The 13,004-nt window shown below is 67.4% G+C and carries 10 protein-coding genes; 3 read left to right on the top strand and 7 right to left on the bottom strand.

What is annotated here, in order from left to right; all coding sequences use genetic code 11:
• The first annotated feature begins 2 nt into the window (after window positions 1-2).
• Window positions 3-2,297: a malto-oligosyltrehalose synthase gene (gene treY / locus BEMPMBAN_RS03995; RefSeq protein ID WP_159229089.1), complete on the top strand. Its 2,295-nt coding sequence runs from the start codon at window positions 3-5 to the stop codon at window positions 2,295-2,297.
• Window positions 2,290-4,023 (top strand): malto-oligosyltrehalose trehalohydrolase, encoded by a 1,734-nt coding sequence (gene treZ / locus BEMPMBAN_RS03990; RefSeq protein ID WP_159229088.1) that lies wholly within the window; start codon window positions 2,290-2,292, stop codon window positions 4,021-4,023. The genes treY and treZ overlap by 8 nt, the downstream gene beginning before the upstream one ends.
• Here the strand turns inward: treZ and BEMPMBAN_RS03985 are convergent.
• The gene (locus BEMPMBAN_RS03985; protein WP_159229087.1) at window positions 4,020-4,442 is read right to left on the bottom strand and encodes a DUF5946 family protein; all 423 of its coding nucleotides are present in this window, start codon (window positions 4,440-4,442) and stop codon (window positions 4,020-4,022) included. The two genes, treZ and BEMPMBAN_RS03985, sit on opposite strands and share 4 nt — an antisense overlap.
• 7 nt (window positions 4,443-4,449) lie before the next feature.
• Window positions 4,450-5,739, bottom strand: coding sequence for a threonine ammonia-lyase IlvA (ilvA, locus tag BEMPMBAN_RS03980; RefSeq protein WP_159229086.1), 1,290 nt, complete (start codon window positions 5,737-5,739; stop codon window positions 4,450-4,452).
• Between the two features lie 145 nt (window positions 5,740-5,884).
• Here ilvA and BEMPMBAN_RS03975 point away from each other — a divergent pair, with 145 nt between their 5' ends.
• On the top strand, window positions 5,885-6,112 hold the full coding sequence (locus tag BEMPMBAN_RS03975; protein WP_159229085.1) for a hypothetical protein: 228 nt from the start codon (window positions 5,885-5,887) through the stop codon (window positions 6,110-6,112).
• An 82-nt stretch (window positions 6,113-6,194) separates the two neighbouring features.
• Here the strand turns inward: BEMPMBAN_RS03975 and dnaE are convergent, their stop codons facing one another.
• From dnaE to lspA, 5 genes are all read right to left on the bottom strand, one after another.
• Entirely contained in the window at window positions 6,195-9,749 is a 3,555-nt protein-coding gene (dnaE, locus tag BEMPMBAN_RS03970; protein WP_159229084.1) for a DNA polymerase III subunit alpha, read from the bottom strand.
• A gap of 71 nt (window positions 9,750-9,820) precedes the next feature.
• Window positions 9,821-10,483 carry a TetR/AcrR family transcriptional regulator gene (locus tag BEMPMBAN_RS03965; RefSeq protein ID WP_159229083.1) on the bottom strand — a complete coding sequence of 221 codons (663 nt, stop codon included), beginning with the start codon at window positions 10,481-10,483 and terminating at the stop codon, window positions 9,821-9,823.
• 53 nt (window positions 10,484-10,536) lie between these two features.
• Window positions 10,537-11,427, bottom strand: coding sequence for an EamA family transporter RarD (rarD, locus tag BEMPMBAN_RS03960; protein WP_159229082.1), 891 nt, complete (start codon window positions 11,425-11,427; stop codon window positions 10,537-10,539).
• Window positions 11,424-12,353, bottom strand: coding sequence for an RluA family pseudouridine synthase (locus BEMPMBAN_RS03955; RefSeq protein WP_159229081.1), 930 nt, complete (start codon window positions 12,351-12,353; stop codon window positions 11,424-11,426). Before BEMPMBAN_RS03955 ends, rarD begins: the two co-directional genes overlap by 4 nt.
• Window positions 12,353-12,994, bottom strand: coding sequence for a signal peptidase II (gene lspA / locus BEMPMBAN_RS03950; RefSeq protein ID WP_159229080.1), 642 nt, complete (start codon window positions 12,992-12,994; stop codon window positions 12,353-12,355). The genes BEMPMBAN_RS03955 and lspA overlap by 1 nt, the downstream gene beginning before the upstream one ends.
• Window positions 12,995-13,004 lie beyond the last annotated feature (10 nt).

The following is a 13,004-nucleotide window of genomic DNA, read 5'->3' as shown; positions in this document are numbered from 1 at the left end:
ACATGCGGATCCAATCGACGTATCGGCTCCAGATGCGCGGCCCGGCCAGCGGTGAGGCGTTCACCTTCGCCGACGCGGAGAAGCTGGTCGACTACTTCGCCGAACTCGGCATCTCACATCTGTACCTGTCCCCCATCCTCACCGCGGCCGAAGGATCCAGCCACGGTTACGACGTCACCGACCCCACCACGGTCTCCGCCGAACTCGGCGGCCCGGAGGGTTTGCAGCGACTCGCGGACGCGGCGCACAGCCGCAACCTCGGCCTGATCGTGGACATCGTGCCCAACCATGTCGGTGTCGACGTGCCCCGGCAGAACCGGTGGTGGTGGGACGTACTGACCTACGGCAGGGAGTCGGCCTTCAGCTCGTACTTCGACATCGACTGGACACTGGACCCCGACGGCCGAATCGTGTTGCCGGTACTGGGTTCTGACGATGACGTCGCCGACCTGACAGTCGACGGCGAGGTGCTGCGGCTCGGTGACCTGGAATACCCGATCTGCCCCGGCACGGGAGACGGCACCGGTGCCGAAGTCCACGACCGACAGCACTACAAGCTGGTCGGCTGGCGCAACGGCTCCTGCGGTTACCGGCGATTCTTCTCGATCACGTCGCTGGCGGCGCTGCGCCAGGAGGACCGTACGGTGTTCGACGCCACCCACGCCGAGGTGGGCCGGTGGTTCGCCGAGAACCTCGTCGACGGTATCCGCATCGACCATCCGGACGGATTGTCTGATCCTGCAGGCTATCTGGGGTGGTTGCGGGAGATCACCGGACCGCAGGCCTGGATCGTCGTCGAGAAGATCCTCGCGGTCGACGAGCCGCTGGACCCCAGCCTGCCCGTGGCAGGCACCACCGGATACGACGCGCTACGCGAAACGGGCGGGCTGTTCGTGGACCCCACCGGGGTCGAATCACTCACCTCGCTGGTCGATTCGACGGGCGGTGACCACGCGGCGGCAGGCGAGACCGCACGTGCGCTCAAGGTGAAGGCCGTCACCGAAACGCTGGCCAGCGAGCTGCGCCGGCTGCGCTGGGCGGTGGTCGGAGCCACCGGGCGTGACCACGACAAGCTCCCCGATGCGGTCGCCGCGCTTCTGAGCCACATCGGTGTGTACCGCTCCGATTACCTGACGCTGACCTCGGTGCTGCCGGTCGCCGTCGCCGCGACCACCTCAGCGCAACCGGAGCTCGCCGAGCCGCTCGCGCTGTTCATGACCGCGATGACGCGCAACGTCGAGGTGGGCGTGCGACTGCAGCAGCTGTGTGGCGCCGCCACCGCGAAGGCGATGGAGGACTGCCTGTTCTACCGCGACGCCCGGCTGGTGTCGCTCAACGAGGTGGGCGGCGAACCGGAGCACTTCGGCGTGAGCGCCGCGGAGTTCCACCGGCGCGCCGCGGACCGCGCAGCACTGTGGCCGCACACGATGACGACATTGACCACCCACGACACCAAGCGCGGTGAGGATGTACGCGCCCGCATCGGGGTGTTGTCACAGGTTTCCTCGCTGTGGAGCGAGCTGGTCCGGGGCTGGGAGAGCACCACCCCGTCCCCCGACCCGCTCACCGGACTGTTCCTGTGGCAGAACATCTTCGGCGTATGGCCCGCCGACGGCGTGGTGAGCACCGAACTGCGGCAACGCCTGCACGGATACACGGAGAAGGCCATCCGCGAGGCCGCGCTGCACACCACGTGGAACGACCCTGACGCGGAGTTCGAGGCCGCGGTGCACGACTGGCTGGACGCGGTGCTGGACGGGCCGGTCGCCATGGAGTTGACCGCGACTCTGGCCAGACTGGACGAGCACGCCCGCGCGGACGCTCTGGGCCAGAAGCTGGTCGCGCTCACCGCCCCCGGGGTCCCGGACGTCTACCAGGGCACCGAGCTCTGGGAGGACAGCCTGGTCGATCCGGACAACCGACGTCCGGTCGACTACGCGCTGCGCCGCGAGGAACTGGCCGCCGACTCGCATCCCAAGATGCGGGTGGTACGCGCGGCGCTGCGGTTGCGACAGCAACGGCCCCACACTTTCCTGTCCGGTGGATACCACCCGGCGCCGGCCGAAGGCGAATCCGCCGAGCACATCGTGGCGTTCCTGCGTGGTGACGACGTGCTGGTCGCCGTCAGCCGGTGGCGGGTCCGGTTGGCCGACAGCGGTTGGGGTGACACCACTCTGCCGCTTCCCGACGGACACTGGAACGACGTGCTGAGCGGCTCGACACACATTGGCGAGGTTCCGGCGGGCGAGCTGTTCGGGGCGCTGCCGGTGGCATTGTTGGTGCGCAGCGATGGCTGAGCACAAGTTCTCCGTCTGGGCGCCGCGCCCCGACCGGGTCCGCCTCGATGTGGGCGGTGCGCTGTACCCGATGACCCGCACCGATGACGGGTGGTGGCACGCGGTTGTCGACGCCGCCCCGGACGCCCGCTACGGGTTCGTCGTCGACGACGATCCCAAGGTGTTGCCCGATCCCCGCTCTCCGCGCCAGCCCGACGGCGTGCACGAACGCTCCCAGCTGTGGCGGCCCACGCCTGAGGCCTGGAGCGACGGCGGCTGGAAGGGCCGCTCCATCGAGGGCGCGGTGATCTACGAGCTGCACGTCGGGACGTTCACCACCGACGGCACCTTCGATTCGGCGATCGAGAAGCTCGAGCATCTGGTTGATCTCGGCGTCGACTTCGTCGAGCTGATGCCCGTCAACGCGTTCGGCGGTACACACGGCTGGGGTTACGACGGCGTGCTCTGGTACGCGGTGCACGAGCCCTACGGCGGCCCCGACGCGCTGATCCGGTTGATCGACGCCTGCCATGCCCGCGGACTCGGTCTGCTGATTGACGCGGTGTTCAACCATCTCGGCCCTTCGGGCAACTACCTGCCCAAGTTCGGGCCCTATCTGTCGACGGGCAGCAACCCCTGGGGTGAGTCGATAAACATCGCCGACGCCGACGCCGACCCGGTGCGCCGCTACATCCTCGACTGTGCCCTGCGATGGATGCGTGACTTCCACGCCGACGGCCTCCGGCTGGACGCCGTGCACGCCTTGGTGGACACCACTGCCATCCACATCCTCGAGGAGCTGTCGGCCGAAACCGACGCCCTGGCAGCCGAAGTCGGGCGGCCGTTGTCGTTGATCGCCGAGAGCGACATGAACGACCCGAGGCTGATCACGCCGCGCGGTCAGGGCGGTCTCGGCATGACAGCACAGTGGGACGACGACATCCACCACGCGATCCACGCCGCGGTCTCCGGTGAACGGCAGGGCTACTACGGCGATTTCGGCACACTCGAGGCCCTGGCGCAGACGCTGCGGCACGGCTACTTCCACGCCGGCACGTACTCGTCGTTCCGGCATCGTCGGCACGGGCGGCCCCTGGACACCTCGGTGATCCCGGCGACTCGCCTGCTGGCCTACACGCTGACCCACGACCAGGTCGGCAATCGGGCGATCGGCGACCGTCCCTCGGCCAACCTCACCCCCGGCCAGCTCGCGATCAAAGCCGCGCTGGCGCTCGGATCTCCCTACACGGCAATGCTTTTCATGGGGGAAGAGTGGGCGTCTTCGTCGCCGTTTCAGTTCTTCAGCTCGCACCCCGAGCCTGAACTGGCGCGGGCGACCGCCGAAGGCCGGAAGCGGGAGTTCGCCGAGCACGGCTGGGACGCCGACGAGATCCCGGATCCGCAGGACCCCGCGACTTTCCTGCGTTCGAAGCTCGATTGGGATGAGGTCGGCACCGGCGACCACGCGCGGCTACTCGCTTTCTACCGCAACCTGATCGCGCTGCGCCGCGACGAATCCGACCTCGCTGATCCGTGGCTCGATCACCTGGGGGTGGACTACGACGAGGATCGTCGCTGGTTCGTGATGCACCGCGGCGCACTGTCGATCGTGTGCAACCTCGGTGAACAGCCGGTGGACGTCCCGGTCGGCGGGGACGTGGTGCTGGCCTGGGGCGAACCGGCCATCGCCGCGGACTCCACCGGCCTGCCAGGACACTCGGTCGCGGTGGTCCGTAGGCGCGGTTAGAAGGACCTCGGTGAATTGCGTCGCGCGGTCCGGGCAACCGCCTCGGCCCACCTCCGGACGCAGGTGCGATAGCGATCGGCCGTCGTCAGGTCGATGTCACCGATCGACAAAGGCCACAAAACATCTGCGGTGTCGCGCGCGGATTCCCCGGCACGCCGGATGACACGATATGGGCCGTCCGCCCACCGGCGAATCTCGCGCTTGGTGGCCTCGCTTGGGGGTTCATCGAGGTGGCGCAGCAGGAAATCGGCCGTGCCCTGGACGTTTTCATCCGTGTAGCGACCATGTTGCATCATGTACGCACCGACCATCAGATGGTGCACCACGCCGTACTCCGGATCGGAGAAGTCCCTGTCGAGGCAGGCGTCGAACTTCGCCTCGCAGTCGTCGACACCGCAGTGCGGGCAGCAGGCACCCATTTCAGAGTCAGGTCAGGTAGCGGTAGGTCGGCGAACCGGGCTCGAGCAGTTCGACGTGGCACTCCGAGGTCTGCATCCGCGCGATCAGCCCCTCCAGATCCGACGCCGAACCCATCTCGATACCCACGAGCGCCTCACCGGTCTCACGGTTGTTGCGCTTGACGTACTCGAACAACGTGATGTCGTCGTTCGGGCCGAGCACCTCGTCGAGGAACCGGCGCAGCGCACCGGGCTCCTGCGGGAAATCGACCAGGAAGTAGTGCTTGAGTCCCAGGTGCACCAACGAGCGCTCGAGCACCTCGCCGTAGCGCGAGACGTCGTTGTTGCCGCCGGAGATCAGGCAGACCACGGTCGACCCCGGCTGGATGTCGGCGTCGAGCAGCGCGGCCACCGACAGCGCGCCCGCAGGCTCGGCAATGATGCCTTCGTTCTGGTAGAGGTCGAGCATCGCGGTGCACACTGCACCCTCGTCGACGGTGGTGATGGACACCATGTCCCCGGCCGCCGACAGTGCGGCGAACGGCAGCGTCCCCACCCGGGCGACCGCGGCCCCGTCGACGAACTGGTCGACGTGCTCGAGTGTCACCGGCGCCCCATTGGCCAGCGCGGCCACCAGCGCCGCCGCTCCGGCGGGCTCCACGCCGAGCACCGACGTCGTGGTGGTCCGCTCTGCCAGGTAGGTGGTGATCCCGCTGATGCATCCACCTCCGCCGACCGGCACGATCATCAGATCCGGTTCGCCGCCGAGCTGATCGAGCACCTCCACCGCGATGGTGCCCTGTCCGGCCATCGTGCGGAGGTCGTCGTACGGCGGCACCAGGGTGGCGCCGGTACGTGCGACGTCATCGTGGGCGGCCTCGGCCGCCATGTCGTAGGTCTTGCCGCCGACGATCAGCTCGATGTAGTCGCCGCCGTGATAGCGGATCCGGTTGCGCTTCTGCTTCGGCGTCTTGGCCGGAACGTAGACCCGTCCGTGGACGCCCATCGACCGGCAGGCCAGGGCGAAGCCCTGTGCGTGGTTGCCGGCGGACGAACACACCACACCGGCAGCCTTCTCGTCCGGACTCAGCTGCATCAACAAGTTGTAGGCACCCCGCAACTTGTACGAGCGCACTTCCTGCAGGTCCTCACGCTTCAGATAGACCTGCGCACCGGTCAGCGCCGACAGCCGATCGCTCAACTGCAACGGGGTGCGGGACACCACGCCGGAAATTCGCCGAGCGGCCTCGTCGACATCCGAGGCACGCAACGGCGCCTCGGGATCGATGCGAAGGCTTTGGCTCAGCTCAGCGGACACCGCACAATGGTGCCACCGCAGGCCACCGCGGCAAAAACGGGTTGACGGCTGGCACGTGCGGAAGGTAGCCGGACTAGGGAAATCGCCACGCCATAATCGGCATTTCGGGTGGCCGAAACCTTTCCTACGAGCTATCGTCACTTGTATGACCACCGCCGAACAGTTCCGCGAAGCCGTGAGGCATCCGGCCTCGACGGTATCGGTCGCCGGTGTGCCCTGGCCGGCCTACAAGGTGGTGGCACTGCTGGTCGGTCTGCTGGTGTTCGTGGTGGTCTCTGTCGCCACCACCACCGCCGCCACAGCGGTTCTCAGCGGCGCGGCTGTCGGTGCGCTGGTCTGGCTCGGTCTGGGGCTGGCCAGCTCCTCGAGCTGAGCATCAGGTCTCAATCGACCGGGGGTGGGTGGACCCCGCACGTGCAGGAATCGATCGAGGGACTCGCCGATGATCTCCTCGGTCAGCCGCCGAGACAGCCGGGCCCCAACAGCGCCTTGAGGTCACCCATCAATGCCGAGGACGGGGTGACCCGAAGCGACTGATCCAGCTCCAGCGTCGTGGTCCTCTCCCCACTGATCAATCGCAGATGCACCTGAGCGGTGCCGGGATGACGTGCCAGCACCTGTTTGAGAGCGCTGACCTTGTCGACCGTGCATTGCCGGGTGGGCAGGCTCACCGCGACCGGACGGTTCGCCTGGGCGGTCGAAAAGTCCGGAACGACAAGCTCGTTGGCGATCAGTGAGATGCGGTCGTCACGGATCGCCACCTTGGCGCCGACCAGCACCACGACGTCGTCGGCGATCTCGGCACCGAACATCGAGTAGGTCTGCGGGAAGAACAGCACCTCGATACCGCCGGTGAGGTCCTCGAGTTGAGCCGAGGCCCACGGCAATCCGTTCTTGTTGACCCGGCGATTCACCGAGGCGAGGATTCCACCGATCCGGACCTGGGTGTCGTTGGCGACGTCCCCGTCCAGGATGGCCGGGATGGCGGTGTCGACCTGAGCGGCCAGCAGATGAGCGATCCCGTTGAGCGGGTGACCGGACACGTACAGGCCCAGCATCTCTCGTTCGAGCGCCAGCTTGTGCTTGTCCTCCCACTCCTCGTCGGGCACCTTGATGGTGAACACCGAGTCCCCGGCGCCGGAGTCGGCCCCGCCGAACAGGTCGAACTGCCCCATCGCCTCGGCCTTCTTGGTGCCGAGCACCGAGTCGACGGCGTCGGTGTGCACCAGGAACAAACCCTTGCGTGGGTGGCCGAGCGAATCGAACGCCCCGGCCTTGACCAGCGACTCGGTGACTTTCTTGTTGCACGGCCCGATGTCGATCTTGTTGAGGTAGTCGGAGAAGTCGGTGAACTTGCCCTTCTCGTTGCGCGTGTTGATCAGCGACGCCACCACGTTCGCGCCGACGTTGCGGACCGCACCCAGTCCGAAACGGATGTCGGTACCCACCGAGGCGAAGTTCTGCGCCGACTCGTTGACGTCAGGCGGTAGCACGGTGATGCCCAGCCGCCGACAGTCGGCCAGGTAGACCGCGGCCTTGTCCTTGTCGTCACCGACCGACGTGAGCAGCCCCGCCATGTACTCGGCGGGGTAGTTGGCCTTGAGGTAGGCCGTCCAGTACGACACCAGCCCGTAGCCGGCGGCGTGCGACTTGTTGAAGGCGTAGTCGGCGAACGGAAGCACCGTGTCCCACAGGGCCTTGACCGCCGCGGTGGAGAAGCCGTTGGCCTTCATCCCGTCGGAGAAGCCCTCGAACTCCTTCTCCAGGACATCGCGCTTCTTCTTGCCCATCGCCTTGCGCAGAATGTCGGCTCGGGCCAGAGAGAAACCGGCCACCTTCTGCGCGATGCGCATGATCTGCTCTTGGTAGACGATCAGGCCGTAGGTCTCGGACAGGATCTCGCGCAGCGGCTCTTCGAGCTCCGGGTGGATCGGTTTGATCGCCTGCCGCCCGTTCTTGCGGTCGGCGTAGTCGTTGTGCGCGTTCATGCCCATCGGCCCCGGGCGGTACAACGCGATGACGGCGACGACATCCTCGAAACCGGTGGGCTGCATACGACGCAGCAGGTCGCGCATCGGCCCGCCGTCGAGCTGGAACACCCCCAGGGTGTCACCGCGCCCGAGCAATTCGTAGGCCGCCGGATCGTCCAGCGGGACCGTGTCCAGGTCCAGATCGATGCCGCGGTTTGCTGTGATGTTCTCGATCGCGTCGCCGATGATCGTCAGGTTCCGCAGGCCGAGGAAGTCCATCTTGAGCAGGCCGATGGCCTCACACGACGGGTAGTCCCAGCCGGTGATCACCGCGCCGTCCTGCGGGCGGCGCCACAGCGGGATCGCGTCGATCAGCGGTTCGGAGCTCATGATCACCGCACAGGCGTGCACGCCCGCATTGCGAACCAGCCCCTCGAGACCTCGAGCGGTCTCGTAGATGGTCCGCACATCCGGATCGGTGTCGATCAGCGCCCGGACCTCGGCGGCCTCTTTGTACCGCTCGTGGGCCGGGTCGGTGATCCCCGACAGCGGGATGTCCTTGGCCATGATGGGCGGCGGCAGCGCCTTGGTGATCCGGTCGGCGATGGCGAAGCCGGGTTGGCCGTAGTGCACCCTCGCCGAATCCTTCAGCGCCGCCTTGGTTTTGATGGTTCCGAACGTGATGACCTGGGCCACCCGGTCGCTGCCCCATCTGTTGGCGGCATACCTCAGCATCTCGCCGCGGCGGCGGTCGTCGAAGTCGATGTCGATGTCGGGCATCGACACCCGCTCGGGATTGAGGAACCGCTCGAACAGCAACCCGTACGGGATCGGATCGATGTTCGTGATGCCCATCGCGTACGCGACCAGCGAGCCCGCCGCCGACCCGCGGCCCGGGCCCACCCGGATGTCCACCGAGCGGGCATAGCCGATCAGGTCGGCGACGATCAGGAAGTAGGACGGGTAGCCCTTCTCGCAGATGACCTTGATCTCGTAGTCGGCGCGGTCGGTGTACTCCTGCGGCACCCCCGCCGGGAACCGCCGCTCCAGCCCGGCAGCGACCTCGTGGCGTAGCCAGGTCTCCTGGGTGTGCCCCTCGGGCACCGGGAACACCGGCATCCGGTCGAGCGGCTGCCACACCTCTGTATAGGGCTGCACCCGCTCGGCGATCAGCAGGGTCGAGTCGCAGGCACCGGGCACCTGGTCATCCCACAGCGCGCGCATCTCGGCGGCGGACTTGAGGAAGTATCCGTCACCGTCGAACTTGAAGCGGGCCGGATCCGACAGCGTCTTGCCGGTCTGGATGCACAGCAGCGCCTCGTGGTTGTGCGACGCGTCGCGGGTCACGTAATGGCAGTCGTTGGTGGCCAGCGGCGGGATGGACAACTTCTTTCCGAGGTCGATGAGCCCTTCGCGGACCCGCCGCTCGATGTCCAGACCGTGGTCCATCAGCTCCAGGAAGAAGTTCTCCGGGCCGAAGATGTCCCGCCACTTCGCCGCGGCCTCCAGTGCTTCGCGTTCGTGACCGAGACGCAGGCGGGTCTGCACCTCACCGGAAGGGCACCCGGTGGTGGCGATGATCCCCTCGGCGTGCTCGGCGATCACCTCGGCGTCCATCCGCGACCACTTGCCGAGCTGGCCCTCGAACGACGCCAGCGACGACAGCCTGAACAGGTTGCGCAACCCGGTGGCGTTCTCCGCGACCATCGTCATGTGGGTGTAGGCACCGCTGCCCGAGACATCGTCACCCTTCTGGCTCGGGTCGCCCCACAGAACGCGCTTGGTGTCGAACCGTGACGCGGGCGCGATGTAGGCCTCCACGCCGATGATCGGCTTGATGCCGGCCTCGGTCGCCTTGTTGTAGAACTCGCTGGCGCCGAACATGTTTCCGTGGTCGGTCATCCCCACCGCAGGCATCTGGAGCCGCTGTGCCTCGGCCAGCATCGGGCTGATCTTCGCCGCGCCGTCCAGCATCGAGTACTCGGTGTGGTTGTGCAGGTGAACAAAAGACCCTGAGGACCGCCAGTCTGAACCGCTCATAGGGTGGCCAGTCTATGACCGGCCACCGACAGCGCGCGGCGTGTCGGGCTGCGTGTCTCGTGTTGTTCGGATCAGGCTTCCACCCGCGCACCGACGCGTTGATCCAGCAACCCGTTTTCGAGCACCCGCAGCAATTGCCTGGCAATCTCGGTGGCCACGGTGACGTCGATGAAACCGGCGTAAAAGCCCATCCCCCAGAACACCGCCGCGAGCATGTCCGCCACCGCGCGCGGGTCGCAATCGGCGGCCAGCTCCCCGTGGGCGATCGCCTGCATCACTATCGAGTGGTAGAACCCGTGCACCGATGCGACGACGGCGTCTGCCGCGTCGGTGCGCGGCCGGCCGCGGTGGTGTTCGAGCCTGGCGGTCACCAGGAACCGCATCGCCACGGCATCGGGCAGGCTCAACTGCTGCATCTGCTCGACGAACACCCGCAACTGATCCCGCAGCCCGCTCTCCCGCTGAGCGGCCACGGCACATTCGGCGACCCGGGCGTACGCATCCCGCAGCAGGATCTCGTACACCTGTTCGCGAGTGGCGAAGTAGTAGTGCAGCGTCGGTCTGCTCACGCCCGCGCGCAGGGCGATCTGCTGGAACGTCGTCGCGTGATAACCACGCTCGGCGATGACCTCACGGGCGGCACCGAGAATCCGCACCCGCGTGGCTTCAGAGTCCGAGCCCACCGGGCGACCACGGCCCCGCTGCCGGGACGGGGGCAGGGGTTCGGACTCCACGAGCAAACGCTATTGCATAGCTGATAACGGGTCAATCGGCACTTTCGCAAATGTCACACCGAGGACGGCTCGGCAGCCCGCCGCATGACACGCGCGCGGCGCACCGCATCGACGGTGAACACCGCCAGCGCCACCCAGATCAACGCGAACCCGAACCAGCGCGCGGGCGGCATCGGTTCGTGGCCGACCAGCACTCCCCATGTCAGCTGCATGGCGGGGGTCATGTAGAACAGCAGACCAAGCGAAACCATCGCGAGCCGTTGGGCTGCTGCGGCGAACAGCAACAACGGCAGCGCCGTGAGCACGCCCGATAGCACCATCAACCCGGCGTGCCCGGCACCGTGGCCGGTGAACGTTCCCTGACCCGTGACCTGCAGGACCACCACGTACCCCACCGCGATCGGCGCGGCTATGGCGGCTTCCACGCCGACGCTGACCCTGGGGTCGGTGGGCACCAGCTTCTTCACTGCACCGTAGAGGCCGAAGGACAGCGCAAGACCGAGACCGATCACCGGCGGCGCGCCCACGTTCACCGTGAGCACCACCACGGCGACGACCGCGATCGCCAGCGCGCTGAACTGCCACCGGTTCAGCCTCTCCCGGAAGATCAGCAGTCCGAGCGCGATCGAGACCAGCGGGTTGATGAAGTATCCGAGCGCGGCGTCGACGACGTGGCCGTTGTTCACCGCGTAGACGTAGATCACCCAGTTGACCGAGATGAGGGCCGAGGCGGCCGCCAACAACAGCCAGGTCCGTCTGTTGATCGCCCTGAGGTCACGCAGCCGGCGCACGGCGGCGACCACCACGAGCATCAGGACGAAGCTCCAGATGATCCGGTGGGCCAGCACTTCGACCGCGCCCGCAGGTTTCAGCAGCGGGAAAAAAGCCGGGAACAGCCCCCACATGCCGTAGGCCCCGACACCGAACAGCAGCCCGGATCTCACAGGTCGTGATTGCGCAGGATGTCCAGCGCATGCTGCAGGTCAGCCGGGTACGGGCTGGTGATCTCGACTCGGCGCCCGTCGGCAGGGTGCACAAACGCCAGAGATCTGGCGTGCAGCCACTGCCGCTCCAGCGCCAGCTTCCTGGCCAGGTTCGGGTCGGCACCGTAGGTGAGATCACCACAGCACGGGTGGTGCAGTGCGGCGAAGTGCACCCGGATCTGGTGGGTGCGCCCGGTCTCGAGGTGGATGTCGAGCAGGCTCGCAGCCTGATGCGCCTCCAGCGTGTCGTAGTGGGTGACGCTGTGCCGGCCGCCGTCGACGACCGCGAACTTCCAGTCGTGGCCGCGGTGGCGGCCGATCGGCGCATCGATGGTGCCACTGGAAGGGTCCGGATGCCCCTGCACCAGGGCGTGATACCGCTTCTCCACGGTGCGCTGTTTGAATGCCCGCTTGAGCGCGGTGTACGCCCGCTCGGACAGGGCCACCACCATCACCCCGGACGTGCCGACGTCCAGTCGGTGCACGATGCCCTGACGCTCGTGGATGCCCGAGGTGCTGATGCGGAAGCCGGCCGCCGCCAGACCGCCCAGCACGGTCGGACCGCGCCAGCCGACGGTGGCGTGCGCAGCCACCCCCGGAGGCTTGTCGACCGCCACGATGTCGTCGTCGGCATACAGCACCGACATCCCGTCGATGTCGACCGGGGTGTTCTCCACCGGGGCCGGCGGCGCAGGCAGTCGCACCTCCAACCACGCGCCCGCGGTCAGCTTGTCCGACTTGCCCGCCGGGGCGCCGTCGAGTTCGACATCGCCCTCTTCGGCCAGCGCCGCCGCCGCGGTGCGCGACAGCCCGAGCAGCCGGGCCAGGCCGGCGTCCACCCGCATCCCCGCCAGTCCTTCCGGAACCGGCATCGACCGTGTGGTCATCAGGTTTCGGGCTCGGTTTCGGGCTGGCGCCTCCCGACGGTGCCCTCGCCGCCGTCCGGCTGGCGCCTCCCGACGGTGCCCTCGCCGCCGTCCGGCTGGCGCCTCCCGACGGTGTCGAAGTCGAATCCGAACAGCGACAACACCACCAGCAGGATCGCCCCGCCCACCACCGAGGGGTCGGCGACATTGAACACCGGCCACCAGCCGATGGACAGGAAGTCGACGACGTGGCCGCGCAGCGGTCCAGGTGAGCGGAAGAACCGGTCCACCAGATTTCCCATCGCGCCGCCGAGGATCAGCCCCAGACCGATCGCCCACCACGGAGACACCAGCCTGCGTCCCATCCAGATGATCCCGAAGACCACGCCGGTCGCGACCAGGGTGAGCACCCACGTGTAACCGGTGGCCATCGAGAACGCCGCACCCGAGTTGCGCACCAACGTCCACGTGACGGTGTCACCGATGATCGACACCGGCTGGCCCGGCGTCAGCAGCCGCACCGCCAGCACCTTGGTGACGATGTCCAGCACGAGCACCACCGCCGCCACGGAGAGCAGCAGGCGCAGCCGGCGTGGCGGAGACGGCTGGGCCGGCTCGTCCCCGGCCGCGGATTCGGCGGGGCTCGATGATTCATCAGTCACGCCCACCATC

Source organism: Mycolicibacterium austroafricanum (assembly GCF_902705885.1).
In the GTDB taxonomy this organism is placed as follows: Bacteria; Actinomycetota; Actinomycetes; order Mycobacteriales; family Mycobacteriaceae; genus Mycobacterium; species Mycobacterium vanbaalenii_A.
Note: the sequence above shows the minus strand (reverse complement) of the source record. Positions and strands in the feature narration are given on the sequence as shown.

What these genes read in the sequence shown, in the direction of transcription:
- treY (WP_159229089.1), top strand. Translation starts at nt 3, where the DNA reads ATGCGGATCCAATCGACGTATCGGCTCCAGATGCGCGGCCCGGCCAGC.
- treZ (WP_159229088.1), top strand. Translation starts at nt 2,290, where the DNA reads ATGGCTGAGCACAAGTTCTCCGTCTGGGCGCCGCGCCCCGACCGGGTC.
- BEMPMBAN_RS03985 (WP_159229087.1), bottom strand. Translation starts at nt 4,442, where the DNA reads ATGGGTGCCTGCTGCCCGCACTGCGGTGTCGACGACTGCGAGGCGAAG.
- BEMPMBAN_RS03975 (WP_159229085.1), top strand. Translation starts at nt 5,885, where the DNA reads ATGACCACCGCCGAACAGTTCCGCGAAGCCGTGAGGCATCCGGCCTCG.
- dnaE (WP_159229084.1), bottom strand. Translation starts at nt 9,749, where the DNA reads ATGAGCGGTTCAGACTGGCGGTCCTCAGGGTCTTTTGTTCACCTGCAC.
- BEMPMBAN_RS03955 (WP_159229081.1), bottom strand. Translation starts at nt 12,353, where the DNA reads ATGACCACACGGTCGATGCCGGTTCCGGAAGGACTGGCGGGGATGCGG.